General features: G+C 42.9%; 28 protein-coding genes. 12 read left to right on the top strand and 16 right to left on the bottom strand.

Annotation, left to right across the window (positions count from 1 at the left end; genetic code table 11):
* Nucleotides 1-7: 7 nt before the first annotated feature.
* On the top strand, nucleotides 8-916 hold the full coding sequence (locus H9Q77_RS13470) for a conjugal transfer protein (RefSeq protein ID WP_055227209.1): 909 nt from the start codon (nucleotides 8-10) through the stop codon (nucleotides 914-916).
* Between the two features lie 80 nt (nucleotides 917-996).
* Here H9Q77_RS13470 and H9Q77_RS13475 read toward each other — a convergent pair whose 3' ends face one another.
* A complete protein-coding gene (locus tag H9Q77_RS13475) occupies nucleotides 997-1,353 on the bottom strand; it encodes a helix-turn-helix transcriptional regulator (protein ID WP_118024890.1) in 357 nt (118 codons plus the stop codon).
* A gap of 161 nt (nucleotides 1,354-1,514) precedes the next feature.
* Between H9Q77_RS13475 and H9Q77_RS13480 the strand changes: the two genes are divergently transcribed.
* From H9Q77_RS13480 to H9Q77_RS13500, 5 genes are all read left to right on the top strand, one after another.
* The gene (locus tag H9Q77_RS13480; RefSeq protein WP_055227213.1) at nucleotides 1,515-1,694 is read left to right on the top strand and encodes a helix-turn-helix domain-containing protein; all 180 of its coding nucleotides are present in this window, start codon (nucleotides 1,515-1,517) and stop codon (nucleotides 1,692-1,694) included.
* Entirely contained in the window at nucleotides 1,687-2,379 is a 693-nt protein-coding gene (locus H9Q77_RS13485; RefSeq protein ID WP_055227215.1) for a response regulator transcription factor, read from the top strand. Before H9Q77_RS13480 ends, H9Q77_RS13485 begins: the two co-directional genes overlap by 8 nt.
* A 2-nt stretch (nucleotides 2,380-2,381) precedes the next feature.
* A complete protein-coding gene (locus H9Q77_RS13490; protein WP_118024891.1) occupies nucleotides 2,382-3,611 on the top strand; it encodes a sensor histidine kinase in 1,230 nt (409 codons plus the stop codon).
* 62 nt (nucleotides 3,612-3,673) lie between these two features.
* Entirely contained in the window at nucleotides 3,674-4,369 is a 696-nt protein-coding gene (locus H9Q77_RS13495; protein ID WP_055227219.1) for an ABC transporter ATP-binding protein, read from the top strand.
* Nucleotides 4,353-6,695: an ABC transporter permease gene (locus tag H9Q77_RS13500; RefSeq protein WP_118024892.1), complete on the top strand. Its 2,343-nt coding sequence runs from the start codon at nucleotides 4,353-4,355 to the stop codon at nucleotides 6,693-6,695. The genes H9Q77_RS13495 and H9Q77_RS13500 overlap by 17 nt, the downstream gene beginning before the upstream one ends.
* Before the next feature lie 67 nt (nucleotides 6,696-6,762).
* Here the strand turns inward: H9Q77_RS13500 and H9Q77_RS13505 are convergent, their stop codons facing one another.
* On the bottom strand, nucleotides 6,763-7,116 hold the full coding sequence (locus H9Q77_RS13505) for a hypothetical protein (RefSeq protein ID WP_147335461.1): 354 nt from the start codon (nucleotides 7,114-7,116) through the stop codon (nucleotides 6,763-6,765).
* Between the two features lie 149 nt (nucleotides 7,117-7,265).
* Here H9Q77_RS13505 and H9Q77_RS13510 point away from each other — a divergent pair, with 149 nt between their 5' ends.
* The 4 genes from H9Q77_RS13510 to H9Q77_RS13525 all read left to right on the top strand — a co-directional run bounded on the left by H9Q77_RS13510 (nucleotide 7,266) and on the right by H9Q77_RS13525 (nucleotide 9,913).
* Nucleotides 7,266-7,688, top strand: a complete 423-nt coding sequence (locus tag H9Q77_RS13510) for an RNA polymerase sigma factor (RefSeq protein ID WP_009009557.1) — start codon at nucleotides 7,266-7,268, stop codon at nucleotides 7,686-7,688.
* A complete protein-coding gene (locus tag H9Q77_RS13515) occupies nucleotides 7,685-7,924 on the top strand; it encodes a helix-turn-helix domain-containing protein (RefSeq protein ID WP_009009556.1) in 240 nt (79 codons plus the stop codon). Before H9Q77_RS13510 ends, H9Q77_RS13515 begins: the two co-directional genes overlap by 4 nt.
* Before the next feature lie 573 nt (nucleotides 7,925-8,497).
* A complete protein-coding gene (locus H9Q77_RS13520; protein ID WP_011861908.1) occupies nucleotides 8,498-8,692 on the top strand; it encodes a DUF3173 domain-containing protein in 195 nt (64 codons plus the stop codon).
* A 36-nt stretch (nucleotides 8,693-8,728) separates the two neighbouring features.
* Nucleotides 8,729-9,913, top strand: a complete 1,185-nt coding sequence (locus H9Q77_RS13525) for a site-specific integrase (RefSeq protein WP_118024894.1) — start codon at nucleotides 8,729-8,731, stop codon at nucleotides 9,911-9,913.
* A 310-nt stretch (nucleotides 9,914-10,223) separates the two neighbouring features.
* Here H9Q77_RS13525 and H9Q77_RS13530 read toward each other — a convergent pair whose 3' ends face one another.
* The 8 genes from H9Q77_RS13530 to H9Q77_RS13565 all read right to left on the bottom strand — a co-directional run bounded on the left by H9Q77_RS13530 (nucleotide 10,224) and on the right by H9Q77_RS13565 (nucleotide 17,452).
* Nucleotides 10,224-10,721 carry a nucleotidyltransferase domain-containing protein gene (locus tag H9Q77_RS13530; RefSeq protein WP_009247521.1) on the bottom strand — a complete coding sequence of 166 codons (498 nt, stop codon included), beginning with the start codon at nucleotides 10,719-10,721 and terminating at the stop codon, nucleotides 10,224-10,226.
* Nucleotides 10,722-10,805: 84 nt separating this feature from the next.
* Nucleotides 10,806-12,350, bottom strand: coding sequence for an ATP-binding cassette domain-containing protein (locus H9Q77_RS13535; RefSeq protein WP_009247522.1), 1,545 nt, complete (start codon nucleotides 12,348-12,350; stop codon nucleotides 10,806-10,808).
* Between the two features lie 453 nt (nucleotides 12,351-12,803).
* Entirely contained in the window at nucleotides 12,804-13,181 is a 378-nt protein-coding gene (locus H9Q77_RS13540; protein ID WP_009247523.1) for a TnpV protein, read from the bottom strand.
* 26 nt (nucleotides 13,182-13,207) lie between these two features.
* Nucleotides 13,208-14,347 carry a plasmid recombination protein gene (locus tag H9Q77_RS13545; protein WP_019190307.1) on the bottom strand — a complete coding sequence of 380 codons (1,140 nt, stop codon included), beginning with the start codon at nucleotides 14,345-14,347 and terminating at the stop codon, nucleotides 13,208-13,210.
* 355 nt (nucleotides 14,348-14,702) lie between these two features.
* Nucleotides 14,703-15,857, bottom strand: coding sequence for an AAA family ATPase (locus tag H9Q77_RS13550; RefSeq protein WP_009247525.1), 1,155 nt, complete (start codon nucleotides 15,855-15,857; stop codon nucleotides 14,703-14,705).
* The gene (locus H9Q77_RS13555; protein ID WP_009247526.1) at nucleotides 15,847-16,182 is read right to left on the bottom strand and encodes a plasmid mobilization protein; all 336 of its coding nucleotides are present in this window, start codon (nucleotides 16,180-16,182) and stop codon (nucleotides 15,847-15,849) included. The genes H9Q77_RS13550 and H9Q77_RS13555 overlap by 11 nt, the downstream gene beginning before the upstream one ends.
* Complete coding sequence (locus tag H9Q77_RS13560; protein WP_009247527.1) at nucleotides 16,172-17,263, bottom strand: site-specific integrase; 1,092 nt, start codon at nucleotides 17,261-17,263, stop codon at nucleotides 16,172-16,174. Before H9Q77_RS13560 ends, H9Q77_RS13555 begins: the two co-directional genes overlap by 11 nt.
* Nucleotides 17,264-17,452, bottom strand: coding sequence for a LysR family transcriptional regulator (locus H9Q77_RS13565; protein WP_249325872.1), 189 nt, complete (start codon nucleotides 17,450-17,452; stop codon nucleotides 17,264-17,266).
* Between the two features lie 448 nt (nucleotides 17,453-17,900).
* Between H9Q77_RS13565 and H9Q77_RS13570 the strand changes: the two genes are divergently transcribed.
* Nucleotides 17,901-18,431 carry a helix-turn-helix domain-containing protein gene (locus H9Q77_RS13570; RefSeq protein ID WP_009247529.1) on the top strand — a complete coding sequence of 177 codons (531 nt, stop codon included), beginning with the start codon at nucleotides 17,901-17,903 and terminating at the stop codon, nucleotides 18,429-18,431.
* Nucleotides 18,432-18,723: 292 nt separating this feature from the next.
* Here the strand turns inward: H9Q77_RS13570 and guaA are convergent, their stop codons facing one another.
* The gene (gene guaA, locus H9Q77_RS13575) at nucleotides 18,724-20,268 is read right to left on the bottom strand and encodes a glutamine-hydrolyzing GMP synthase (RefSeq protein ID WP_117467572.1); all 1,545 of its coding nucleotides are present in this window, start codon (nucleotides 20,266-20,268) and stop codon (nucleotides 18,724-18,726) included.
* Nucleotides 20,269-20,331: 63 nt separating this feature from the next.
* On the bottom strand, nucleotides 20,332-21,183 hold the full coding sequence (locus tag H9Q77_RS13580) for a polysaccharide deacetylase family protein (RefSeq protein ID WP_249325873.1): 852 nt from the start codon (nucleotides 21,181-21,183) through the stop codon (nucleotides 20,332-20,334).
* A 220-nt stretch (nucleotides 21,184-21,403) separates the two neighbouring features.
* Between H9Q77_RS13580 and H9Q77_RS13585 the strand changes: the two genes are divergently transcribed.
* A complete protein-coding gene (locus H9Q77_RS13585) occupies nucleotides 21,404-23,131 on the top strand; it encodes a S8 family peptidase (protein ID WP_249325875.1) in 1,728 nt (575 codons plus the stop codon).
* Here H9Q77_RS13585 and H9Q77_RS13590 read toward each other — a convergent pair whose 3' ends face one another.
* The 4 genes from H9Q77_RS13590 to H9Q77_RS13605 all read right to left on the bottom strand — a co-directional run bounded on the left by H9Q77_RS13590 (nucleotide 23,132) and on the right by H9Q77_RS13605 (nucleotide 26,612).
* Entirely contained in the window at nucleotides 23,132-23,368 is a 237-nt protein-coding gene (locus tag H9Q77_RS13590; RefSeq protein WP_249325876.1) for an Lrp/AsnC ligand binding domain-containing protein, read from the bottom strand.
* Between the two features lie 283 nt (nucleotides 23,369-23,651).
* Nucleotides 23,652-24,380 (bottom strand): hypothetical protein, encoded by a 729-nt coding sequence (locus tag H9Q77_RS13595; RefSeq protein WP_249325878.1) that lies wholly within the window; start codon nucleotides 24,378-24,380, stop codon nucleotides 23,652-23,654.
* A gap of 63 nt (nucleotides 24,381-24,443) precedes the next feature.
* Nucleotides 24,444-26,315: a heavy metal translocating P-type ATPase gene (locus H9Q77_RS13600; RefSeq protein ID WP_249325879.1), complete on the bottom strand. Its 1,872-nt coding sequence runs from the start codon at nucleotides 26,313-26,315 to the stop codon at nucleotides 24,444-24,446.
* Nucleotides 26,316-26,393: 78 nt separating this feature from the next.
* Nucleotides 26,394-26,612 carry a cation transporter gene (locus tag H9Q77_RS13605; RefSeq protein WP_117467562.1) on the bottom strand — a complete coding sequence of 73 codons (219 nt, stop codon included), beginning with the start codon at nucleotides 26,610-26,612 and terminating at the stop codon, nucleotides 26,394-26,396.
* Nucleotides 26,613-26,646: the final 34 nt, after the last annotated feature.

Genomic DNA, 26,646 nt, shown 5'->3' on the forward strand with positions numbered 1-26,646 from the left:
AACCGATATGATTCAGATTAGAAAAGAGGAAAACCAGAAAAAGCAGAAAGAAAAGAAACTGAAAGTCTACAAAGTCAATACCCATAAGAAAACCGTGATTGCCCTGTGGGTGCTGCTGGCAATGAGCTTCCTGTTTGCCGTCTATAAGAATTTCACGGCGATAGACATTCACACTGTCCATGAAACGAAAGTGATTGAGGAACAAATCCTCGACACTCACAAGATAGAGAATTTTGTGGAGAATTTCGCAGAAGTCTACTATTCATGGGAACAGTCCGCCGCTTCCATTGACAACCGGACAAACGCTTTAAAAGGGTATCTCACCGGAGAGCTGCAAGCCCTGAATGTAGATACTGTCCGAAAGGACATCCCCGTATCGTCTGCCCTGACCGATTTTCAGATATGGGAAATCACAGAAGAAAAAGAGCAGCATTATCAAGTGACCTATACGGTGGAACAGCGTATCACAGAGGGGGAATCCAGTAAAACCGTCCGTTCCGCCTATCAGGTGACAGTCTATGTGGACGGCTCTGGAAACCTGACGATTATCCAGAATCCAACCATTACCAGTGTTCCCGTAAAATCCGGTTACACTCCCAAAGCGGTACAAAGTGACGGTACGGTGGATTCCATCACCACAGAGGAAATCAACGAATTTCTCACCACCTTTTTCAAGCTGTACCCTACGGCAACCGCAAAGGAACTGACCTATTATGTAAATGAGGGTGTGCTGAAAACTGTGGGAAAAGAGTATATTTTCTCGGAACTGGTAAATCCGGTTTATAACCGAAACGGAAATCAGGTGACAGCTTCCCTTGCAGTAAAATATCTGGATAACCAGACCATGACAACACAGGTATCACAGTTTAACCTTGTACTGGAAAAGAACGGGGAAAACTGGAAGATTGTGAAATAAGCTATATAAAACAGAAGACACATTGTATTTCTCAAAAAATTACAATGTGTCTTCTCATTTTAAAATTCTGTTCTGGACATTCACCTGTCCTCTGCTTCGACTTCGGCTATCTCTTTTGCTGTGGCGGTGACTACCCGTATTCCTTTCTCACTCATACTATCAAGCAATGTATCAAGTTGTCTGCGTTGTGTATCTTTTTCCGCGGATTTATTCGGAAAAAAGAATTGGTCTACGGATATATCATAACGTGTTACAAGCTCATAAAAAATTTGTAAACTCGGCTGTTGCCCTTTATTCTCAATATTAGCAAGATAACGTGGTGAGATATACATTTCATCACTTACTTTCTTGCGGCTCTCTTTTCGTTCGGTTCTCGCTACTTTGATAGCTTGTCCGAAAGCCTTAAAGTCATATTTAGCTGTTGGTCTTTTTGCCATATTTATTCACCCATATACATTCTACTGTTCCTCTTTCATACTGAATACGTCTATACAGTTCCTATTTGTAGCCATAATAATTCATATGTTTGCACTTGCTATTATTCGTATGTCCGACTATAATTATGATAATATGGTTTATAGAAAGGACTGGGACTGTTATGGAATATATGTCTTGCCCCGAAGCAGCTAAAAAATGGGGCATTTCTGAACGACGAGTACAGATTCTTTGTAAGGAAGATAGAATACCGGGAGTTTCAAAAATCGGTTATATGTGGTTGATACCAAAGGATGCAGAAAAACCTGTTGACGCAAGGAGAAAGGAGTTTAAGCATGAGTAACTTATTACTTTTAGAAGATGATATTAGCTTAATAGACGGGTTGCATTACTCTCTAAAGAAAAATGGTTTCTACGTTGATATTGCCCGTACTGTTGAAGAAGCAGAAAAGCAATTAGCACAAATCGAAAAATACGATTTGCTTATTCTTGATGTGACACTGCCGGACGGAACAGGCTTTGAGGTTTGCGAAAATGTGCGGAAACATAACAAACAGATACCGATTATCTTTTTGACTGCTTCTGATGAAGAAGTCAATATTATTCGTGGCTTGGATTGCGGCGGGGACGATTATGTTACAAAGCCCTTTAAGTTGGGGGAACTATGTTCCCGTATTCGTGCCTTGTTACGACGTGCAGGAGTAACACCGCAGGACAAGGCAAGTGTATTGAAATGTGGGGACATTTCGATTGACTTTTTAAGTTGCCGCGTAATTTTGAACAATAAAATACTAGAACTGACAAACGCAGAATACCGTCTGCTTTGTCTGTTAGTACGAAATGCAAATCGCATTGTTTCCAGAGATATTATTCTAAATGATTTATGGGACGGTACAGGAAATTTTGTTGACGATAACACCTTATCGGTTTATATCCGGCGGCTTCGCGAAAAAGTGGAAACTGACGCTTCCCACCCGCAGCGCTTAATAACCATTCGCGGCTTTGGTTATCAGTGGAAAGAGGTGTAAGTATGAATATTTTTCGTGACAAGCAAATAAAACATTTTTCTCTTTTTATTGCTATATACAGTATTTTACTTGTGGGAGTTTCTACATGGTTTTCTATAAATCAATTAAATACAGCAAAGTCTATGTATCTGGAACATGATAGAGCTATTGTATCTGCCTTGTTGGAACAGGAGGTTTCAAAAGAAGTAATTGCCAATGCTATTTCTTCCACAGATATAAGTACCGCGGGAATGGAATTTTTAGATAATTTGGGAATTACCACAAATACGTTTGGTAGCTTGTTGCCACATTTTTCCCAGTTTCAATATCACTTTTTGCATATAGCATTAGGAGGGGGAATTTGTCTAGTGATAATTCTTGTCATTGGGGTTATTTCTTTCCTACAAATTAGAAATAATCTATATCGACAGTCTGGAAAAATTATAGATAACTATATTAACAATGACTATTCTTGTCATTTACCGCAAGACAGTGAGGGAGACCTTTTTCATTTATTTGCATCTGTTGAACAGCTTGCAACTATGCTTAAAGCCAAAAGTGAAACAGAACATAAAACAAAAGAATTTTTGAAAAGCACAATTTCAGATATTTCACATCAACTGAAAACTCCATTAGCAGCTTTGATGATGTATCAAGAAATTATAGAAGCGGAACCGGATAATACTGAAACAGTAAAAAAATTTTCGCAAAAAACCGGAACCGCCTTAAAACGAATAGAACAGCTTATTTTGTCTATGCTTAAAATCGCACGTTTAGATACTGGAAATATTCTTTTTGACAAGCGTACCTGTCTTATACAGGAATTAGTTAAAAACGCTATCAGTGAACTTACAATAAGAGCTACACAAGAAAAAAAACAGATTATTGTAAATGGAACATCTAATCAAGTTATTATGTGTGATATGGATTGGACAAGTGAAGCGATTGGAAACCTTGTAAAGAACGCGTTAGACCATACAGAAATAGGAGGAATAGTAAAGATTACTTGGGAAAGTGCACCAACTATGATACGAATTTTAGTTTCTGATAATGGAAGTGGAATTGCCCCGGAAGATATACACCATATTTTCAAACGCTTTTATCGCAGTAAATATTCCCTCAACACTCCGGGAATTGGATTAGGACTTCCTCTTGCAAAATCTATTATAGAGGGACAAGAGGGGCTCATTTCTGTTCAAAGTGTTTTACATGAAGGTACTACTTTTTCAGTTTCTTTCCTTACGAAATCGTAAGGTGGAATTCACCGGATTGTAAGCTGTTCCTGTTATCCTTTAAGAAAGGAGGTCTATGATTTATGGAAATTTTAAAAGTTGAAAATTTATGTAAAACTTACGGGAAAGGCGAAGCAAAAGTAAATGCTTTAAAAAATGTGTCTTTCTCACTTGAAAAAGGGGAATTTGCTGCTGTTGTAGGTGAATCTGGTTCTGGAAAAAGTACTTTGCTTAACTGCATCGGTGCTTTAGATACGCCGACTTCGGGTTCTATTTTTATTGACGGGCAAAATCTGTTTTCTATGAAAGAAGAAAAACGGACAATTTACAGACGACGCAACATAGGATTTATTTTTCAGTCTTTCCAGCTTGTGTCTGAGCTGAATGTAGAACAAAATATTATTTTCCCTCTACTGTTAGATTATCAAAAGCCAGACCCTAAAAAAGTAAACGAAATCCTCAATTTACTTGGATTGGCAGAACGCCGCTATCATTTACCGAGACAATTATCCGGAGGACAGCAACAACGAGTAGCGATTGGGAGAGCTTTGATAACACAGCCAAAACTAATTTTAGCCGATGAACCGACGGGAAATCTCGACAGTAAAAATAGTCAAGACGTTATTGATATGCTTATCAGTGCGTCAAGACATTTTAAACAAACAATTTTGATGATAACGCACAATAATAATTTAACATCTTCGGTTGACAGGGTGTTTCGTGTGAGCGACGGTATTCTTACAGACTTAGGGGGGACAGCAAATGAAGCATTATCTTAAACTTGTCCCTATATCAACCAAAATCCACCGCAAGCAAAGTAGAATGACCCGTATTTGTATTACTCTTGCGGTTATTTTGGTTGCTGTCATGTTTGGTCTTGCCGATATGTATTTACAGGGTGTTACGCAACACGAAATAGAGAAAAGCGGAAACTGGCATTATGCGTTTCATGCTATTGATTCGCAGACAGCTTCCTTTATTTCAGCTCGTCCAGAGGTAAAAATTTCCGGGTGGCATAATACAGTTTCTTCCGAAGCAGGATATTTTATTAAAGAACAGCCTATTACTATCAGCGCGCAAGATAAAGGGGTTTTTGACGATATATTTCTGAACGGGATTGCAGAGGGAAAATATCCAGACGCGCCAAACGAGATTGCAATATCTTCTTCACTTAAAGATACTGCCTCTGTTTTGTTGAATGATACAGTTGAATTGTATAATCCGAACGGAAGTATGGCAGATTATCAGATAGTTGGCTTTTTAGACGATACAAAAACTTCACACTTGATTGCTGAGAATTTGCCGATTGTAGTAATGACACCAGAGGGCTTAGGAACGCTTGCTGTTTCTAACGCGAATGAAAGTTATGTCGCCCAGTTTTCACATTTATGTAATATACCGGACGCAATCAATGATATAAAAGCAGCCAATCATCTGACTGATGAACAGATAACCGGAAATACACCTCTTTTGAGCATACAAGGGCAAATAGAGGGGAAATCAGGTGTAAATCAGATTTATCAAGTAGCCTTTATTCTTTCCCTTATTGTCATGCTGACTTGCATTTTGATGATTTCAAGCAGTCTAAACAGCAATGTCGCAGAGAGAACAGAATTTTTTGGTATGCTCCGGTGTCTGGGGGCAACCAAAAGACAAATAATGCGATTTGTACGTTTAGAGGGGCTGTATTGGTGTAAAACGGCTATTCCCATTGGAATTATATTCTCCATTGTGATTGTTTGGATTTTGTCTGCCGCCATGCGGGTAATAAGTCCAGAATGGTTTTCTTCAATGCCGATTTGGGGTATTAGTTGGATAAGTATAGTTGCAAGTATTTTGTTAGGATTGCTGACCGTTTTACTGGCTGCTCGTTCTCCGGCAAGAAGAGCCGCAAAAGTTTCTCCGCTTACCGCTGTATCAGGAAATGCTGGACAAATAGCTACATTTCACAAAGCAGCTAACACAAAGACATTTAAAATTGAAACCGCATTGGGTATTCATCACGCAAAAGCAAAGAAAAGAAATTACATTTTAATGACAGGGGCATTTGCTATCTGTATTACATTGTTTCTCACGTTCAGTACACTTGTTGATTTTATGCAAAATGCTTTTGTGCCCCCGGTTTATACGCCGGAATTATCCATAGCAAGTGAAACTAATACTTGTTCGATTGAGAGCGAAATGTTAGCACAGATTAAGAAAAATGATGATGTCAAGCGGGCATACGGGCGTATGTTTGCTTATGATGTTCCATCAGAAAATAGTGGAAAAAGCTACAATGCAAATCTTATTTCCTATGAGGAAAATCAATTTCAATGGGCGGCGGACTCTTTGGTAGCAGGTTCCATAGAAACAGTTATGCAGCAAGAAAATCAAGTGCTATTCGTACAGACGGGAAATGTTAATGTACAAGTTGGCGACAAGATAACTTTATCTATCAATAATACGAAAAAAACTGTTACGGTTGCAGGAATTTTGTCTGATAGCCCCTTAGCCCGTGTAAAGGGTACGGAAACCTTTTTCTGTTCGGAAGCAACCTTTAGCGCACTGACCGGAGAAACTGGCTATACTATTATCGACATTCAATTTGAGAACAACGCTTCCAGTGAAGATGTAAACGCAATTAAAAACATATTTACTAATGGTGGCGTAATATTTTCAGACAGCCTTTCTCAAGTGCAGCAGCAAAGAAATCTGTATTATACTTTTGCAGTTCTTGTTTACGGCTTCCTATCTATTATCGTTGCTATTACCATTTTCCATATTATGAATACAATCAATCTGGGAGTTGCCGCAAAAATGAAAGAATACGGAAGTATGCGAGCGATTGGAATGAGCAATCGCCAACTTATAAAAATGATAATCGCAGAAGCAGGAACCTACGCAATAAGCGGAGTGATTTGGGGTTGTATCATTGGACTTCCTATGCACTGGGTTATCTATGTAAGTCTTATAACAAATATTTGGGGAACAGCATGGAGTGTTCCGTTTATTCCCCTTATACTCATAATCGCTATTGTACTGTTGACTTCTCTTTTGGCAGTTAAAGGACCTGCAAAACGGTTACAGCGAATGTCTATCGTCGAAAATATTAGTGCACAATAATCTTTTGAGAGGGGGAATTTCAAAAGTGCCCCCTCTTTTTCTATCTTACAAATCCGTAAGCTAAAATTCATCTTAAAGTAAGTTGATATTGATAAAATAAATCAAAACATAATATTTGTTTGTTATCTGCCGGACGACGGCAAAAGAAAAAAAGCCGTCGTAACGCAGACAGATTTTCACGTGCTTTTGAAGCGGTGGCTTTGATTTTTAGAGCCGCCGCTTCTTTTTGTCTATTACTGAACCAACAATGACGCAGAATATAAATAGCGGCATTTAGGAGGATTGCCGCTATGGGGATTTCTTTGCTGCTATATAACGTACATAGGCTACATTCATTAAAAAAAGTATAGCTCCTCCACTGTGGAAGTCCAACTTTGAATATGAACTGACAAGTCATATTTATTCTACTGTTATTTCTCATGCACTCATTTTTATTTTAAAATGGGTGTATTTTTTTATTCAAAAATGCAACTGTGCCCCCTGTCCTGTCGGGACTAAGAGCGAAAAGGGGGAAAGAAGCAGAAATTCCTATCAACTCGCTCCCTTTCAAGGCTGGAAAGGGGGTGAGCAATAATGAAGCCATCTGAATTTCAGACAACCATAGAGAACCAGTTTGATTATATCTGTAAAGTCGCTATGGAGGATGAACGCAAAGACTATCTCAAAGCGTTGTCCAGACAGTGTAAACGGGAAACCCTGTTCTGTGATATGGACGATTACACCGTCAATCTGTTTTCTTCCGAAGACACCTATCCATCCCACTTCCATACTTTTGAAATGGATGGATTTACTGTCCGCATTGAAAACAGCCTGTTAGCCGAAGCATTAGAAAGTCTGGACGGAAAGAAACGTGACGTTATCCTGCGATATTATTTTCTTGGATTTGACGATACGGAAATCTCAAAAATTCTGGAAGTCAACCGTTCTACCATCCAGAGAAGAAGACACGCCGGACTGGAATTTATCAAAAAATTTATGGAGGACGAAGCATGACAGCAAAGCACCCTATGATTCCGTTTCCTGTGATTGTAAGAGCTACGGACGGCGATATTGAAGCAGTCAACCAGATTGTACGCCATTACAGCGGTTTTATTGCCAGCCGTTCCATGCGTCCCATGAAAGACGAATATGGAAATACCCACATGGTTGTAGATGAAACCCTACGCCGCCGGATGGAAACACGTCTGATTGCAAAGATTTTATCTTTTGAAATCAGGGAACCAAACTAGAAATAACGCTCGCCTGTGGAAGCGTGGACAAACCCATGCTTCCCAGACAGAGCTTGCCAGTCTATTAAAGTGCATTATCACCAGTGCATTTTAACAGGCTGATAAAGCCGGATTGTTCCTTGAAAAAGAAAGCGTCTAATCAACGCAGCATAAAGCAGCCGAATACGTTTCGATAGAAAGAGAGCCGTTGGGCTGGCACGCCGTAACCCACCAAAGGAGGGATGATACCGGATAGCGATTCCTGCCAGCGTTCCATAAGTAGCTTACCGCAGAGCTGCCGCCATGACCTTTCTATTGTGATAATGATACTTCCGTACAGCCTTAGTCCGTGTGATGATGTAGCACCGCTGGCAAAGGGTACGGCTGGATGAGAACCATGCAGGGGTGAGATTCCCATGAGCTTTAGCGAAAGCTGTTCGGCTTGCTTAGATACCATTTTGAATTAGAATTTTTCATTCAAAATCAAATAACTATTTGCAGGAAATACAATCTTAATATTACTTTTGCCACAAAATCTGATATAATATAGACAGATATTGAGGGTTCCATATCTGGTCTATGGAAAGGAGGAACATGATTACAGTAACAAAAAAAGACTTAATAGAACTGGGTTATGGAACTTCATTCGCAGCAGACATCATAAGAGAAGCAAAAAAACTTATGATTTCAAAAGGGCATACCTACTATCAGTCACGCAAACTGGACAGGGTTCCCAGAGAAGCTGTGGAAGAATTGCTAGGGATTACTTTTACTGATAAATCGAACTGATTGTACTTCTTGCACATTTATGTAAGGAGTGAAATCATGGCAAAAGACCCTATTAAGAAAGCAGAAAACGGAACTTATTATTTTAGAGCAAACTTAGGTTTTCATCCGATTACCGGAAAACAGATTCAGAAATACAAAAGTGGATTCAAGACAAAAAAAGAAGCCAGAGAAGCATATTCAAAACTTATGCTGACATCCACAGAGGAATTAACAGAAAAGAAACAGCAGCTATCTTTTCAACAGTTTATTGAGGAAACTTATCTTCCTTGGTATAAAACACAAGTAAAGGAAAGCACCTATCTGAACCGCCGTTCTACCATTCAGAAGCATTTTTCATACTTTTACAAAATGACGGTGGATGAGATAGAACCCATTAACGTCCAGAACTGGCAGCTTGAACTCGCAAAAGAATTTAGTCCAAACTATATCCGTATTGTACAGGGTATGCTCTCTATTGCCTTTGACAGAGCAGTTGTTCTCGGTCTTGCAAAGAAAAATCCATCACGAATGATAGGAAACATCAAGAGCAAGAAAACAAAAGTGGATTTCTGGACACTGGATGAATTTCAAAAGGTAATTTCCCTGCTCTACAAGGGAGATTATTACGAACATTACCTTTTCATTTCATACTGGCTCCTGTTTATGACCGGAATGAGAATCGGAGAAGCCGCAGCCCTGCAATGGTCGGACATCAACTTTGAAACCGGACTTTTAAGTATAACAAAAACGCTGTACTATAAAACAATGGACGAATACAAATTTGTGGAGCCAAAGACACAAGCTAGTATTCGCACTATCTATATTGACACAGATACCATCAAAGAATTGAAAGCATGGCAGGAAGTACAGCAAAAGGTTTTAAAGGGCTGCGACCTTGTACTAAGCTACAATGGGATTCCCACCAGTAAGCACACCCTCCCACGGGCATTAGAAAAACTTGCTGGATTGGCAGGCGTACACCGTATCAAGATTCATGCACTCAGACATTCCCATGCTTCCCTGCTCATCAGTATGGGTGAAAATCCTTTATTGATTAAAGAACGTCTGGGGCATGAAAAGATACAGACTACGTTAGGAACCTATGGACATTTATATCCCAACACCAACGTGGAAGTTGCCAAAAAATTAACTGGTGTTCTCACTTATACTCCGGCAACAACCAGTGTTGCCGATTACACCAGCAATCAGCATACAGCAATCTATCACAGAGCCATTGAATAAAAAAATGCAATCAAAATGCAATTCTAAAAGGAAAGAGCCTCAAAACCCTTGAAAATAAAGGCTTTGAAGCTCTGCTCCAACTATTCAAATTCTACAAAGACTAACGCTTTTTGTTTAGGAATTATTCTCTGTAATGTTTCTCGTTCTTTTGATTATTTGATATATCCATATTATCCTGCCTATACGAGCTAATGTTATCATTTTGTTATCGGCATTGATAACACCTACTCGATAACTGTGGATAATAACTATATGTAGCATGTCAAATTATAAGCTATTTTGCTTAGAGATTCAACACAAAACTGAAATTTTACTTTTCCTTATATTCATCTGGTATTGCTATTTGAAATGTTTCACACAACAGCATCACATCATGCACATCATTTTTATCGTGTTCATATCCCAAATGAAGCATTACCTGACTCAATGGTTCAATACAAGAAACAGTTATATCTCCAACTTTTCCAATACCGGAAAAAGTTTTTGATGGAAATATATCTCCCTCATAAACAATTCCGTCATCTGTAAATTCAAAACAATGTAAATCAATGATTCTTTGTTTATCATCTTTCCAGACAGTATGACCATCCGTTGTATAATCAGTATTTACTTCCTCAAATCCATGCTGCTTAATCACATAAATATAATCATGATAATGTTTCAGTTCAACAAACAAATCAATATCATTGTGTATTCTTGATTCTCTTTTAAGAAGTGCATCAACACCCCATCCGCCATCTAAATATACTTTAATTTCGTTTTGCAAAGCATATTTTATAATTTCACATGCATCTTCTGTACGTACCATAATCTATCCTCCAAATTCAAATCTTTGTATGCTTTCCAACTCACTAAAAGCCTGAAATTTGTCAGTCTTTCATCCTTTTTGTTATCAATCACCAATTAGCTGTAATCCATTAGGATTTAGCTGATATATTTTATCGCACACCTCTTCAATATACTTTCTATCGTGAGAAATGCTAATGACAGCCCCCGGAAATTCTCGGAGCATTTTTCTTATTACCGGACCGGACAATGGTGAAAAATTTCTTGTCGGTTCATCCAGAATAAGAACATTTGCACCACTTAAGCTCATCCTCAAGAGAAGCACTTTCGCCTTTTGTCCGCCTGATAACTCCCGAATCGGATGCTCCATTTCATCTGGTGTGTATTTAAGTGAACCAAGGTATGTTCTAATTCTTGTACGCTCTTCTTTATCTCCTGTTTTATCAAGGTAATCAACCGGTGTAACATCCAAATCCAGCAGGTCTTCATAAGTTTGAGGCATATATTCTGCTTTAATGTCATTCCGATTTAGGAGTTCTTCCGCTATCTTTTTTAGAAGAGTCGTTTTTCCTGCCCCGTTGGCTCCTATCATACAGATTTTTTCTGAACCTTTTATTTTTAAATGAATTCCTTCTGCTAAAATTCTTTTGCCATCCGGAGTCACAAGCTTTGAAAGTTCATATTCTATGACCGTTTTTCCTGCGGGAATGTGTGAGTTTTCATCCCCTAATTTGACAAAGATTGCTTCTTCCTGTTCCGGCATCTGAGTCATATTTTCATCTTCTTTTTCAAATCTTCGTTCCATTGCCTTAACCGTATGCATTTTGTCCTTTAAGTTTTTGGCAACAGACGGTGCTTGTCTGGTACAACTTCTTAATGCACCTTGTACACTCTGCATAACTCTTTGATATTTTTCATCGCGAATCTTTTTCTCCCTACGGTCACTCAGTGCCCGCTGTTTTTGGATTTCAAATTTATGAAGCCGTTCTTCCACATAGCGTCTATAGGGAAGCTTTGCCACGGTATATCTCGCCTTTGTTTTTCGTATAATCTGCTCGATATGTATCACCATGTTGGCAGTACGCTCTATCAGCGTTTCATCGTGTGAAATAAAAAGCACAATGTGCTTCCAGTCATTTATGATTTTTTCCAGTAATGTAAGCGTCGCAATGTCGATGTCATTGGAAGGTTCGTCCAACAACAGCACAGAAACATCGCGAATGAAAAGCCTCATAAGTTGTGTCTTGACTTTTTCGCCTCCTGAAAGACTACCCATTGTCTGGTTACTGTAGAAAAAATCATTTTTCATTCCAAATTTTCCCGCAATAACAGACAATTCTTTAGGCGTTTTCTCCCAGAATATTTCCTCTTCAGAAAAATATTCGTATATTGTTTTTTCCTTATCTTCATCGAGCATCTCCTGCGGAAGATAACCAAGACGTTCGTGTCCCATTATCCTTTCCCCATCTGCTTCTATATAGTTTTCTACAAGCGACGGATTGTATATCCACTTCATTAATGTCGATTTCCCATTTCCCTCTTCTCCAATAATAACTGCCTTATCTCCATCATTTAGCACAAGGTTGAAATCATTAAGAATTATTCTCAGGTCTTTTTTATGTGTTAAATTTAATTTTTTTATCTGCAACATTAAAGTTTCTCCTTTTCGAAGTCTGAGCCAATTATTATTTTGAACACACAAAAACGAGTCTTTTTTGCATACGCAAAAATAGACTCGCTAAATAGCCCCTTATTTCTTTTCCAAAAGGAAAACAAAGGAAATGCCTCTTGCGATAATCCAACTTAAGCGTACACAAAACAAACCTATTCTCTACAGGCTCAATAACTATATGTGTCTTACTTAAATCAAATTATCTATTAATCATTTCCTCACCTTACACAAAATGTGCCTTTCTTTCTTCTAATGGCAATACTATCATACTGTATTTTTTGTGTCAATACATTTCACCTTATGGAAGTGCAAATTAAAATTTTCACTTCCTAATTATACATCCAACCATTACGAAATTCAATCTTTCACAACCTCTTTACAACCACAACCACAGCACTCCAGCAAACGCAGGAGCACCATACCGTAAAACGCTTATGTGTAAATCAACTCCGTTCCTACAACTTCCCTCACACAAGCCTGAATATTATTCATTCTTCCAATCCATTCGTAGGGATTATCTTTCTTTAATTGTTCCGTCACATCTTGTCTGTCGGCATATTCCTTTACCAGTCGAAGAAACATATCCTCTGCTTGCTTATCGACTTCTGCAAGATAACTATGCAGCTTTCCGCTTGTCAGCAGGTTCATATATAACACTTTATAGTGTTCCTTTAAATGCCTTGCATGTCGTTTCCCCCATAAACCAATCGGCTCTATTTCTTCTTCGGCTGGTACTGTGATGTTCGGCAATAAATAATCACCCACCTGTCTATAAGTTCCGCCCATTTCTTCAAAAATTGTCTTTGTCATTTTCCTTTTCCTCCTGTGATTTTTGTCTATCGTGATCGTGTATTATCACGCTTGCGACCTTTAACTGTTCTTGCCTGCTCCAACAAATCATCTATCTGTTTGCGACCAAAAACCTTACGGAGCAGGCTGTAATCTTTATTTTCTGCTTTTAGGATTTTGTTTTCTTCGGTCAATCTTTCATTGACTTTCTCCAAACGCTGATTGGTGCGGTATAACTGTGCATTCGCTGTATTCAGCCTATGATAGTTGTCCCACCCCTCAAAGCAGCGGGCAAGCACCGTTTTGACAAGTTGCTTCAATTTCCTTACAACCGGCTCTGCCATTTTGGTTTTATATGCCTTTGCAGTCATAAATTTCTCTGGTTCTGGCAACTGATATTTCGGTGCAGTATCAAGCTCTATTTCAAGATTTGACAGCTCGTCTTTTGCCTTATCATAGTTCAATACTCGTTCCGACAACACATCAAATTCAATCTGTTTCTGCTCGATTTTCGCACCTAATGCCGCCACTTCTTTTTCTCTTTCCTGCTTTTTATAATCCAAAACAGAAAGATGTTTTTCGTGTGTGCCTAAATGTTCCCACTCAATCCCATAACGTTCCATCACCGCCGCAAGCTGTTCTTTTTCGGACTGTATCCATTGCGACCACTCCGTATCGCCACGACTGCCGCCCTTAAAACCTTGCGTTGCAAGAGCCTGCTTTAGTGACACTCTTGTATCAAGTCCACGCTTGCTGCCTGTGGTAAAAGGTACAAAATCTATGTGCAGATGTGGTGTAGCTTCATCCATATGCAGATGAGCCGAGAACACCCGAAGCTGTGGATTTCGCTCCTGAAAACCCTGATAGTATTCATCTAAAATCTGCTTTGCCAGTTCTCCGTTTTCCGTATCGGCGTTCATATTTCCCTTACCGCCCACCTGTAAAATGATTTCGTGGAACGGTTTTTCCTGCTTGGAACTTCGGATTTTTTCATAATAATCTTTTATCTTTCGGTCTGACCTTATCTGCTTGGCATTGTATCTTTCCAATGCTTCATCAAACAATTCGTGATAAACTGTCTTTATATTTTCATTGCAGTAGTCGATATTGAGATGAGTACGAGTTCCGTCTACATTTTCTGCTCGGAACTTTCGGCTATTGTGATTGACCGAGCCTTTACCGACCATTGCACTTATCGTTCTCTGCATTTTTTCATCTCCCATCTGTAAATTTCAACATTCTCAGGTTTTGTTACTTTTGTCAAAAGTAACGCAAAAGCACTTTTGACGGGTACACCCATCAAAAATGCGACCTGTAAACAGGTTTTGCGTTCTCCGAAGGCTCTCCGAGGGGTGAGCGTGTGCCGGTGGCACACACGCCTGCGAACCGACCGAGCCAGCAGGCGAGACCAAAGAGCCGCCTTTGAAAAGGCACTCTCTGCACACTCCCCTAAACTTTATCCGGTGTCAAAGTGTGACGATGGTGACAATGTTTTTCACAGCGTGCTGCTCTCAAAAACATTGACACCTTTGACACCGTTTGTCACGCCGTCTGCTCGGTTTCTTTCCAAAGTGAAACCTTTCTTCCGTCGTGTGTGCGGCTGTTCTGATAACGGATACCGTAATCACGAAACAGCCTGCTTGCGTTGATACTGAGCCTTAAAGAAAGTACATTCGGCTTTATATCCACCGCAAGCCTTTCGCAAAGTTCCGAAGCAGTTCCTTCCCATCTGTCACTTTCCGAAAAGAGCGTATCCGCTATCTTCTCAAGCAGAGGTTCGGGCGGTTCTTTCCACATCTCCGTTTCCGATTTTGCAAAGTTCCACACCAATCGCTCGCTGTCCCTTACAAGATGGATTTTCATATCCTGCTGGTCTCTGCCAGCAACATCAAGTGTGGCATTGTTGGAAGTACGCTTGTCCTTACTGAGAACAAATGCACCGTCTGCCGCACCCATCAGACCATTCGTGCCTGAAATCATATCGAATATATCTTCCGATTTTTGTTTGCGTGTATGATGAACAATAAGCATTGAAACCTTGTAACTGTCTGCCAACGCTTTCAGCCTTGCCACAACATCATAATCACTTGCGTAGCTGTAATCTGCTCCGCCTGCTTCACGCACACGCTTTAAGGTGTCTATGATAATCAAGCCTGTGTCTGGGTGTTCCCTCATAAACCCTCTTATCTGTTCTTCCAGTCCGCCATTGACCGTTTTACATTCCGTTGCGAAATACAGATTGCCTGTCTCCTTTGCACCGAACATCTGAAACAATCGCTTCTGCAAACGTGGGTAATCATCTTCAAGGGCAAAATAAAGCACCGTTGCCTTACGCACCTTATACTCCCAAAGCGGTGTGCCTGTGCTGATATGATAGGCAAGCTGTGCCATCATAAAGCTCTTTCCCACTTTCGGGGAACCTACGAAAAGGTAAGTTCCCCTTTGGAGCAGACCGTCGATAAGTGGTGTCTGAACCTCAAACACCGTATCATACAGCGTTGTCATTGATACTGTTTTCAGATAGGAAGGGTCTAACTGTCTGAGTATTTCCCTTTGCATTTCTTCAAAAGATTGCTCGTACCCCTTGAAATCCGTATCCTGATTGACTATACTATTGTCAGTACATTTGGAAAGTGACTGTTCCGCATCTGTTGCCGCAGATACATTTGGAATAGTCATTTCTTTTTTATTCTCCATTCGCATCCTCTCCTTTCAAACCGCCGAGAATAATGGAAATCAGTTCTATTACACTCAGCAGTTCATCATCCACACCTTTTCCTGCTTCAATCCTTTTCAGTTCCGCAAGGACTGTGGCAAATTCCGTTTTCAACGCCTTATACACTCTCGGATTGCCCTGTACCACCACATCCTGATTTAAGCAACGGCGGTAACAATACTCCTGTTTTGGCAATCCTGATAGAGCTACAGCTCTGTTAATGAGTTCGTTTTCTTCGGGCGATACTCGAAACCCTACTGTGATATTCCTCCAACGATTTTTGTTATCTCTGTTCTTAGCTGACATTTTCAAAATCTCCTTTCCCTAAATCATCTAATTTTTCTGCCATCTCAATCTGCTTTGACGGAAAGAGGTGTGCGTACTGATAAGTAATATCAATACTTTCGTGACCAACTCGGTCAGCAATCGCCACCGCAGAAAAGCCCATATCAATCAAGAGTGAAATGTGGCTGTGACGGAGATCGTGAATGCGGATACGCTTCACGCCTGCCGCCTTTGCCCCTCTGTCCATCTCGTGATGAAGATAGCTTTTCGTCACCGTAAAGATACGGTCTTTCTTCTTCAATCCGTAAAGCATACCGAGATATTCTTTCATTTCCTCACACAGAAACTTCGGCATTTTAATCGTGCGGTTGCTCTTTTTCGTTTTCGGAGAAGTAATCACATCCTGCCCTTTCAAACGCTGATAGGATTTATTGATTGTGACTGTTTCCTTATCAAAGTTGAAATCTGCCGGAGTCAAAGCTAACAGCTCGCCCTCTCGGATACCGCACCAGTAAAGCATTTCAAACGCATAAAAGGAAACAGGCTTGTCCATCATCTCAAAAGAGAATTTCTTGTATTCTTCCTTTGTCCAGAACAGCATTTCCTTGTGTTCCTCACGTCCCATATTTCCCACCTTTGCCGCAGGATTGGAACGCAGTTCATAGTAGCGGACAGCGTGATTGAAAATGGCGGACAACTGATTGTGCAGCGTTTTCAGATACGTCTGTGAATAAGGCTTTTTCTTCTCATCACGATAGGCAAGCATTTCATTCTGCCAAGTAATAATCTCCTTTGTGGAAATCTCGCTGATTTTCAGTTTCCCGAAATACGGAAGTATCTTTGTGCGTATGATATGCTCTTTGGTAAGCCACGTGTTTTCCTTCAAACGGTTCTTCACATCATTGATATAAAGCTCCGTAAAGGCTTCAAAACTCATATCAAGGTCTGAAGAAGTCTGCAATTTGAACATTCTTTCCCATTCCTGTGCTTCTCGTTTGGTAGCAAAGCCACGCTTGCATTTCTGCTTGCGTTCCCCTTTCCAGTTCACATACCTTGCCATCACATACCAAGTACCGTTATCTTCATTCTTAAATACCGGCATTTACATTTCCCCCTTTCCTGCTCCGTAGAGCCTTTCGTAAAAATACTGGCGATTTACACGCCCTGCAATCGTAATAAAGCCCTTTGCTTTCAATTCCTCATTTAATTGTCTGATGAGTTTATATGCATAAGGTTTTGATACGTTTAGTTCCTTAGCCACATCTTCGGCTCGGATAAATCTGTTTTCCATATCCTTTTTCTTCCTTTCTTAAAATAATTTTTTGCTTGCCGCTTTCTCCGTGTTAAAGTTCCAACAGGCACTCCTGCTTGTCGGCAGGCGCTGTGCTGTCCCAATGCACCGCAGTACATCAGGCGCTCGCTCGTATAGGGGTTCCCGAAAAGTCGGAGACTTTTGGGGAAGAGGAGGAGCAGTGCAGCGAATGAGCTTTTGTGCTTGCACACAAGCGAACGATACGGAACTTGCTCCGACGAGGTCTTGGCGGTTTGGCTTTTCGGACGGTCATTCAGTTGTCGCATTAAGCATATTTGTTTAATTCGTAATTTATTTTACTAAACATATTTGCTATTGTCAAGTGGTTGCAAAGAAAATATTAAACATTTTTGTTTCGGTTTTTCTTGACTTCCACTAAACATTTCTGCTATACTTATTTCACTAAATATAAAAGGAGCGTATCATTATGGCTATCAGCGAAAGAATACATTTTTTCAGACTAATGCGTGGTATGACACAAAAGTATCTCGGTACAGCAATCGGTTTTCCAGAAAAGAGTGCTGATGTGCGTTTGGCACAGTACGAAACTGGTACACGCAAACCGAAAGCAGACCTTACAAATGCATTGGCACAGGTGCTTGATGTTTCTCCACAGGCTCTTGATGTTCCTGACATAGACAGCTATATCGGTCTTATGCACACTCTGTTTACCCTTGAAGATATTTACGGTCTTACTGTCAGTGAAGCAGACGGAGAGGTATGCTTAAAGGTCAACAAGGACAAAGGCAGAGAAGCATATGAACTCCTCAAAATGCTGTATGCTTGGAAAGAACAGGCAGACAAGCTATCTTCCGAAGAAATCAACAGAGAAGAATACGATAACTGGCGTTACCATTATCCAGAGTTCGACACCACACAGCGTTGGGCAAAAGTTCCATCACAGGAATTAAGTGACGCTCTCGTGGAAGCATTCAAAGACCACTTGAAAGATAAATAAGCACCTACAGGACCTGCCACTGGCAGCTCCCTACAGATGCTTTGGCAACGACAAAAAAGCCCTTAACTATGGTTATTAACCACAGCTAAGGGCTTAGTTTATAATATGGAATTTGTTCAGAGCCAAGCTCCGAACTTTAGTCTGCAAGCCACCTGTTAATTGTTCCGTTACCCATAAACCACTGGATAACAAGAATAATGGCACTTGCTATGACTGTTATCAATTTGTTATCAAAAGACTAATCGAAATCGCTGAAACCCGCATAAACACTGGCTTTTTTAAGCAACTCGATTTATTCAAACTCAATCGTTCCAGGCGGCTTACTGGTAATATCATACATTACCCGATTCACATGGCTCACCTCATTGATGATCCTGCTGGTCACCTTCTGTAATACTTCATAAGGGATCTGTGCGCTCTCTGCGGTCATGAAGTCGATGGTCTTCACGGCTCTCAGTGCGATGGCGTAATCATAGGTTCTCTCATCACCCATAACGCCTACGGATCTCATATTGGTCAGGGCTGCGAAGTACTGGTTGATCTCGCGGTCCAGACCTGCGTTAGCGATTTCCTCGCGGTAGATGGCATCTGCATCCTGTACGATCTTGACCTTCTCAGCGGTCACTTCGCCGATGATACGGATACCCAGTCCGGGACCGGGGAACGGCTGACGGAATACCAGATGCTCCGGAATGCCAAGCTCCAGTCCTACCTTACGGACCTCATCCTTGAACAGGTTGCGCAGAGGCTCGATGATCTCCTTGAAATCTACATAGTCGGGCAGGCCGCCTACGTTGTGATGGGACTTGATCACTGCGGATTCACCGCCCAGTCCGCTCTCTACCACATCGGGATAGATGGTTCCCTGTACCAGGAAGTCCACGGCACCAATCTTCTTCGCCTCTTCCTCGAATACACGGATGAACTCTTCGCCGATGATCTTTCGCTTATGCTCCGGCTCGGATACACCTGCCAGCTTGCTGTAGAAACGCTCCTGCGCATTCACACGAATGAAGTGCAGATCGTAATTGCCGTTGGGACCGAAGACTGCTTCTACCTCATCGCCCTCATTCTTACGAAGCAGTCCGTGATCTACGAAGACACAGGTCAGCTGCTCACCGACTGCCTTGGATAACAGTACTGCTGCCACGGAGGAATCCACGCCGCCGGACAATGCACAGAGGACTTTACCATTCCCAACCTTCTCTCGAATTGCCTTAATGGACTCTTCCACGAAAGAATCCATCTTCCAGTCACCGCAACATCCGCAGATATTACGTACGAAATTATACAGCATCTTGGAGCCTTCCACCGTGTGGAGTACTTCCGGGTGGAACTGGATCGCATACAGTCCGCGCTCTACACACTCTGCTGCTGCCACAGGGCAGTTTGCAGTGGTAGCTACGGCACGGAAGCCGGGTGCCAGTTTCGAAATATAGTCGAAATGGCTCATCCAGCAGATCGTATTCTCGGATACATCGGAAAACAGCTTGGAACTGCGGTCTACCTTCACCTCAGTCTTGCCATATTCCCGAACGGCTGCACGTTCTACCTTACCACCCAGCACATGGGTCATCAGCTGTGCGCCGTAACAGAGTCCCAGCACGGGAACTCCTAAGTGAAACAGATCCTCGGAGCAGGTAGCTGCGCCGGGTTCATAGCAGCTTGCGGGGCCGCCGGTCAGGATGATTCCCTTGGGATTCATCGCTTTTATCTTATTCAAGTCTGTCTTGTAAGAGTAGATCTCGCAATATACATTGCATTCTCTGACTCTTCTGGCGACCAGCTGATTGTACTGTCCGCCAAAATCAATGACAACTACCAGTTCTTTTTCCATGGTTGTCCTCCAGTATATTTTTCTGTCCTCTATTATAGGGTATGGGGCAGGGGAAGTCAAACCCTACTGCACCAGTTCTTCCAATTTTCCGAAGGTATAACCCATTTCTTCCCATTTCGTGAGCAGTTCATCCAGAATCTCCCCATTGGTCTTCGAGGTGTTATGTAACAGCACCACCGCTCCGGGGTGGATCCTGCCTGTCAGCTTGGAAAAAGCTTCCTCGTGGCTGGGCTGGGCATCCACGTTCCAGTCCACATACGCGAGGCTCCAGAAAAAAGTGGCATACCCCAGATCCTTTGCCATCTGCAGATTCGTCTCACTGTATTTTCCCTGGGGCGGCCGGTAGTACATTGCCATCTCCGTGCCGGTGGTCTCCTGAAAAAGAGTTCTCACGTCATCCATCTCTTTCCGGAAAACCGCCGGATCAGAAATTTTCGACATGTCATAATGATGATAGGTATGGTTTCCCACCGTATGTCCGTCCTCCACCATGCGTTTCACCATCTCCGGCGCCGACTCCAGAAAATGTCCTACCACAAAAAAGGTCGCCGGTGCATTGTGCCTTTTCAATGCATCCAATATGGCGGAACTATTACCATTCTCATAGCCGCAGTCAAAAGTGAGATAGATTTTTTTCTCCTCCGCATCTCCCACATAATAGGCATTGTACTCTTTTAGTTTTTCCGCAGATGCCGTGCCGGTGGGCTGTGTTCCTTCCGTCCCGAATCCCAATCCCCAGTTTTCTGCTGAAAATAACGCTTCGGTGTTCTCCAGCGCAGTTCCCGCCGTCGCCTGTGTCTTTATTTCCCGCTGCATACGCAGACCGTAGGCAATGGCTCCGATGCTTCTTCCGAGGAAAAACATTGCTAGCAAGAGCACTCCCAACATCAGACCATTCTTATAATGTTTCTTCATCAATACCGCTGATTTTTTCCCGACTTCCCATACTTTTTTGAAAATAGGATTTTCCCACATCTCACGATCCCTTACCGGTATTTCTACCCGTCTCTTCTATAATATTCATAATATTTTATGTACTATAGCTTTTCCCTTATGTCATGGATCTCCCCACGCATACACACCAAAATTCATCCCGTTGTATATATTATAAAAATGGATTCTTCGGAGCAACGCCATGGACTGCAAGGAAATGATCCTGTCAGAGGACACCTATGACATTATCACAGACTTTTCCGCATCGGAATTTCTGGGAGATGACAATAATTGTTATGAACGCATCGGAGAAGATTTTTTGATTTTGTATCTGGCCAATCTGGGAATCCGCAATCCAAAGATTGATTTTTTCCCCTATCACAATATGCCGAAGCTTTACGGGCTCATGCAGCTATCTCCCTCCGGTGAGACGCCACCCGGTGCCGCTCCCTTTGATCCGGCAAGTCTGATTGCCAGTGGGATCACCCAGGTGCAGCGTCCACCCCTAAGTCTCACGGGGCAGGGCGTGATCCTGTGTTTTATCGATACCGGTATTGATTACCAAAATCCTGTGTTTCTGGACGAGAACGGCAACAGCCGTGTCCTGGCGATCTGGGATCAGACGGTTCAGACCGGAGCGCCCCCTGATGGGTTAAAATATGGTTCTGAATACCGCAGAGAGGATATTAACCTGGCGTTGCGTTCCGAGGATCCTTATTCCATCGTTCCCTCCAGGGACGAAAACGGACACGGCAGTATCCTCGCCGGAGTCGCAGCCGGCAGTATCGTCAGACAAGGCAGTCCTTATATCGGTGCTGCACCGGGTGCCGACATCGTCGTGGTGAAGCTCAAGGAATGTAAGCAATATCTGCGCAGCTTTTATCTGGTGCCCGAGGGTGTTCCCGCCTATCAGGAAAATGATATTATGCTGGGCATCAAATACGCGGAATCCTTCGTGCGGCTCTTCGAGCGTCCGGTAGTCATCTGTCTGGGTCTGGGAACCAACCAGGGAGATCATGCGGGCAATTCCTCCCTGTCACGGTATCTTTCTTCCCTCGCTGTCCGCAGAAGCCGTGCCGCCATCGTCTGCGGGGGAAATGAAGGGAACGCCTCACACCATTACCATGGAAGACTAAGCGCTCAGACACCTGGGGAGGATTCCCGGGATGTGGAGCTCCGGGTCAGCGAAGGCTGTATCGGATTCTGGCTGGAGCTTTGGGGTGCTCTGCCGGATGCTTTTAATCTGAGCATCCGCACTCCCGGCGGGGAAAATATTCCCGAACTGCGCCTTGGGTTGCAACAAAGCGTGACCTATTCCTTTATCTACGAAAAAAGCAGAGTCACTATCGACTCTGCTCTTGTGGAAGAAAATTCCGGCGAGGAACTGATCCTTGTACGCATCCAGGATCCTACCCCCGGTATCTGGACCTTTCATGTCTCTGCTTCCGGTAGTTTATATAACGGTAATTTTCACATGTGGCTGCCTATCACAGAATTTCTGTCTACTCCGGTATATTTTCTCAATCCGGATCCCGACATGACTTTGACGGAGCCCTCGATGGCGCCGGAGGTTCTGAGCGTTTCTACTTACAACGCGGAAAATAACAGTTTTTACGCAGAATCCGGCAGAGGCTTCGGACGCACCGGTCAGATCCGTCCGGACTTATCCGCTCCCGGAGTAAACATCTCCACCATTGACGGACGCCGTACGGGAAGCAGCATGGCTGCTGCTATCACTGCCGGAGCCGTAGCACAGTTTTTCCAATGGTCAGTCATTGAGGGCAATAACCGGCTGGCGGAAAGCCGGGAGATCCGCAGTTATTTCATACGCGGTGCCGTGCGTACACAGGGTCTGAACTACCCCAACCGGGAATGGGGCTACGGCAGACTGAATTTAGAGGAAACCTTCAATGCCCTGCTCCGGGTATGACTATATGATCTCCTGCAGTGCATAGACCGGCTGCACACAGCAGACGCCGTTAATCTTACGCACGCTGCGCTCTAGTTTTTCCAGTTCCTTTTCCGAGGTCACATCCGCTTTCACGAGGAAATCATATTCCCCTTCCACCTGATAGCAGGATGTAACCTCCGGTTGCTGCCGCATTTTGTCCATAAATCCGGCATGATATTTTTTATGCTGTACCGTTACCTCTAAAAAAACTTCCATGATCCACCTCTTTTCCCAACTCTTTCACTCGCCCATCGTATACGCATGTATAAATCCCATCCTATACACAGGCACAAATCCATACATGGCTCATCCTATACACAGGAACAAGCCCATACATGGCTCATCCTATACACAAAAATAGGAGAAACACCGCACACGCGATATCTCTCCTCTTTGAAAGTGATTGCATCATACCATATTCTTATCTTACTTACAAGTCGTCTGATAAATCTTATCAGAATTTTAATATTTCGGCCAATAGAGACTTCTGTTTTGTACGTTATCTTCCATTTTCATCTGTGCTTTTGGAAAAAATTCTGGCATACCCATAAGACAACGGACGGTCCGTCATATCCGCAAATCGCAAAGGAAAATTCTCTTTTTCCTCCATGCGGTTCGGGCAGTCTCTCCTGCCGCACCCCAGACAGATTCCGGCACATTTGGTAAAAGGATCCTTCGTCAGCTCCGCATAAAATACCACACTTTTTTTCGGGATCATACAATACGCTGTATTACAGGTAACCGGCAATGCAAGCTCCTGCAGAAGCATGGGAAGGTTCGCCAGCCGCAGCCGACTGCTTATTTTTTGTTCTGAAGTCTCAGAAATCCCGGTCCCTAAAAAATGCAGTCTGGCAACATGCAGATTCCGATGTACAACCACCCACTCTGTATAAGCCCGGTAGCTTTTTAATAATAATTCACTGGACAGCACCTCGATCATATAACTCTCTGTCAGAAATCCGTTCTGCAAATACTTTTCCTGCAGTGCATCGATCCCTTTTCCCAGGGTAATGCCTACAGCCAAAAAAGACTGATCCCTCCCGGGAAAAGTCTCTTTGATTTCTCTGTCCTGCCATCCCGCTTCTGTCTCCAGGCAGGGGATCATCTCACCTGCCAGCCTCTTCAGATTGGGATATTCTTCCGGATCATAATGATATTTTTCCATCACACTGTGCAGAAATTGTTCGTTCCTGCACAGTGCTGTAATTTCTGAAAAAAAAGTCTGCATGTTCACCTGTTCTCCCGGAATACCGGCTATCTCATGACGCCGGCATATTTTTACTGCATCCGGTTAATTGTTTTTAATGCGCAGGCATCTGATGGCATTGAGAACAGCCAGTACCATCACTCCTACGTCTGCGAAGATAGCAACCCACATATTGGCGATACCCAGCGCACCCAGGATCAGGCAGATGGCTTTGACTGCCAGCGCAAATACGATGTTCTCGTAGACGATACGCAGACATTTGCGGGAAATCCGCATAGCCAGGGCAATCTTGGCAGGATTGTCATCCATCAGGACCACGTCTGCAGCTTCAATGGCTGCATCAGAACCAAGTGCTCCCATGGCGATACCGATGTCAGCACGGGACAATACCGGTGCATCGTTAATACCATCGCCCACGAATGCCAGTTTTTCCTTCGCACCCTTCTCCTGCAACAGCTTCTCCACGCAGCTTACCTTGTCTGCGGGAAGCAGCTCACTGTGTACCTCATCTAATTTTAACTCACCGGCCACATGTTCTGCAACTGTTTTGCTGTCACCGGTCAGCATGATGCATTTCTTCACGCCGGAATTTTTCAGGGAGGCAATTGCTTCCTTCGCACCATCCTTGATCACATCGGAGATCAGGATGTATCCTGCATAGTTACCGTCTACCGCCACATGAACCACTGTACCTACACCGGTATTTTCCGTATAAGCCAGGTTCAGGCTCTTCATCAGCTTTGCATTGCCGGCTGCCACCTGTCTGCCGTTCACTTTGGCAGTTACACCATGTCCGCTGATCTCCTCCACGTCACTGACGTTAGAGGCATCCAGTTCTTTTCCATAAGCATTCTTCAGGCTCTTGCTGATAGGATGATTGGAATAACTCTCCGCGTAAGCAGCATACTCCAGCAGTTCTTCCTCTGTAAAACCCTGACCGGGATAGATGCCCGTTACATCGAATACGCCTTTAGTCAGGGTACCGGTCTTGTCAAATACCACATACTTAGTCTCAGACAATGCCTCCAGATAGTTGGACCCCTTCACCAGAATACCACAGGCACTTGCCGCACCGATTCCTCCGAAGAAGCTCAGCGGAATGGAGATGACCAACGCGCAGGGACAGCTGATTACCAGGAAGGTCAGAGCACGGATGATCCAGGTGCTCCAGGCTGCCGGGTTGCCCATGATCAGGTTGATCACAGGAGGCAGGATGGCCAGGGCCAGGGCACTGTAGCAGACAGCCGGGGTATAATATCTTGCGAACTTCGTAATAAAGTTCTCAGATTTCGACTTCTTCATGCTGGAGTTCTCTACCAGATCCAGGATCTTGGATACCGTAGATTCTCCGAATTCCTTGGTAGTGCGGATCTTTAATAGTCCTGTCAGGTTCACACAGCCGCTGATCACATCCTGGTCCACAGTGATCTCTCTGGGAACACTTTCACCGGTCAGGGCACTGGTATTCAGAGTGGAAGTGCCTTCCACAACCACACCGTCAATGGGAACTTTCTCACCGGGGCGTACCACGATAATGGTTCCGATCTCTACATCATCAGGATCTACCTGCTCCAGACTGCCGTCTTCGGCCTCGATATTAGCATAGTCGGGACGGATATCCATCAGTGCACTGATATTCTGGCGGCTTTTGCCTACAGCGACCGACTGGAACAATTCGCCGATCTGGTAGAACAGCATAACTGCCACGCCCTCGGAATACTCTCCCAGTCCCATAGCACCTACTGTCGCTACTGCCATCAGGAAATTCTCATCAAACACTTCACCATGCATGATGCCCAGAACGGCTTTTCTTAAAATATCATATCCGATCACCGCGTAAGGGATCAGGTACAGCAATCCCAGCCACAGCCCTTCCAGCGGAACAAAATGTAAAATAACTAATAAGATTGCCGCTACAATAATGCGGATCAATACTTTTTTCTGTTTCTTTGTCATAGGAATCCTCCTTGCTTTCCTACGAAATTATCAAGTCTCCCGGTAAAGAGAGTATCTGCTCTCCTTCCGGAATTCATCCTATAAATAAATTTCGCAATCGTCCTCTACTCTCTTGCAGGCTTTTACCACATTCTCCATAACGGCCTTCTCATCGCTGCCGTCAGCGAATTCCACTTTCATCTTCTGGGTCATGAAGCTGACGGTCGCATCGGTAACGCCTTCTACCTTCTTCGCTGCATCCTCCATCTTCAGAGCACATGCTGCACAATCTACTTCGATCTTGTAAGTTTTCTTCATGGTAATATCCTCCTCTTTCTCCATTAGCATTTCC

Origin of the sequence: Simiaoa sunii (assembly GCF_014337175.1) — a bacterium.
GTDB lineage: Bacteria > Bacillota > Clostridia > Lachnospirales > Lachnospiraceae > Acetatifactor > Acetatifactor intestinalis.

Bases quoted from the DNA above. Each gene is read 5' to 3' on its own strand.
- H9Q77_RS13480 (WP_055227213.1), top strand. From the start codon at position 1,515: ATGGAATATATGTCTTGCCCCGAAGCAGCTAAAAAATGGGGCATTTCT.
- H9Q77_RS13595 (WP_249325878.1), bottom strand. From the start codon at position 24,380: ATGCAGACTTTTTTTTCAGAAATTACAGCACTGTGCAGGAACGAACAA.
- H9Q77_RS13500 (WP_118024892.1), top strand. From the start codon at position 4,353: ATGAAGCATTATCTTAAACTTGTCCCTATATCAACCAAAATCCACCGC.
- guaA (WP_117467572.1), bottom strand. From the start codon at position 20,268: ATGGAAAAAGAACTGGTAGTTGTCATTGATTTTGGCGGACAGTACAAT.
- H9Q77_RS13530 (WP_009247521.1), bottom strand. From the start codon at position 10,721: ATGGTACGTACAGAAGATGCATGTGAAATTATAAAATATGCTTTGCAA.
- H9Q77_RS13570 (WP_009247529.1), top strand. From the start codon at position 17,901: ATGGCTATCAGCGAAAGAATACATTTTTTCAGACTAATGCGTGGTATG.
- H9Q77_RS13525 (WP_118024894.1), top strand. From the start codon at position 8,729: ATGGCAAAAGACCCTATTAAGAAAGCAGAAAACGGAACTTATTATTTT.
- H9Q77_RS13490 (WP_118024891.1), top strand. From the start codon at position 2,382: ATGAATATTTTTCGTGACAAGCAAATAAAACATTTTTCTCTTTTTATT.
- H9Q77_RS13590 (WP_249325876.1), bottom strand. From the start codon at position 23,368: ATGGAAGTTTTTTTAGAGGTAACGGTACAGCATAAAAAATATCATGCC.
- H9Q77_RS13470 (WP_055227209.1), top strand. From the start codon at position 8: ATGATTCAGATTAGAAAAGAGGAAAACCAGAAAAAGCAGAAAGAAAAG.
- H9Q77_RS13605 (WP_117467562.1), bottom strand. From the start codon at position 26,612: ATGAAGAAAACTTACAAGATCGAAGTAGATTGTGCAGCATGTGCTCTG.
- H9Q77_RS13540 (WP_009247523.1), bottom strand. From the start codon at position 13,181: ATGACAAAGACAATTTTTGAAGAAATGGGCGGAACTTATAGACAGGTG.
- H9Q77_RS13495 (WP_055227219.1), top strand. From the start codon at position 3,674: ATGGAAATTTTAAAAGTTGAAAATTTATGTAAAACTTACGGGAAAGGC.
- H9Q77_RS13580 (WP_249325873.1), bottom strand. From the start codon at position 21,183: ATGAAGAAACATTATAAGAATGGTCTGATGTTGGGAGTGCTCTTGCTA.
- H9Q77_RS13475 (WP_118024890.1), bottom strand. From the start codon at position 1,353: ATGGCAAAAAGACCAACAGCTAAATATGACTTTAAGGCTTTCGGACAA.
- H9Q77_RS13515 (WP_009009556.1), top strand. From the start codon at position 7,685: ATGACAGCAAAGCACCCTATGATTCCGTTTCCTGTGATTGTAAGAGCT.
- H9Q77_RS13555 (WP_009247526.1), bottom strand. From the start codon at position 16,182: ATGTCAGCTAAGAACAGAGATAACAAAAATCGTTGGAGGAATATCACA.
- H9Q77_RS13585 (WP_249325875.1), top strand. From the start codon at position 21,404: ATGGACTGCAAGGAAATGATCCTGTCAGAGGACACCTATGACATTATC.
- H9Q77_RS13545 (WP_019190307.1), bottom strand. From the start codon at position 14,347: ATGGTCGGTAAAGGCTCGGTCAATCACAATAGCCGAAAGTTCCGAGCA.
- H9Q77_RS13535 (WP_009247522.1), bottom strand. From the start codon at position 12,350: ATGTTGCAGATAAAAAAATTAAATTTAACACATAAAAAAGACCTGAGA.
- H9Q77_RS13565 (WP_249325872.1), bottom strand. From the start codon at position 17,452: ATGGAAAACAGATTTATCCGAGCCGAAGATGTGGCTAAGGAACTAAAC.
- H9Q77_RS13600 (WP_249325879.1), bottom strand. From the start codon at position 26,315: ATGACAAAGAAACAGAAAAAAGTATTGATCCGCATTATTGTAGCGGCA.
- H9Q77_RS13550 (WP_009247525.1), bottom strand. From the start codon at position 15,857: ATGGAGAATAAAAAAGAAATGACTATTCCAAATGTATCTGCGGCAACA.
- H9Q77_RS13485 (WP_055227215.1), top strand. From the start codon at position 1,687: ATGAGTAACTTATTACTTTTAGAAGATGATATTAGCTTAATAGACGGG.
- H9Q77_RS13505 (WP_147335461.1), bottom strand. From the start codon at position 7,116: ATGAGAAATAACAGTAGAATAAATATGACTTGTCAGTTCATATTCAAA.
- H9Q77_RS13560 (WP_009247527.1), bottom strand. From the start codon at position 17,263: ATGCCGGTATTTAAGAATGAAGATAACGGTACTTGGTATGTGATGGCA.
- H9Q77_RS13520 (WP_011861908.1), top strand. From the start codon at position 8,498: ATGATTACAGTAACAAAAAAAGACTTAATAGAACTGGGTTATGGAACT.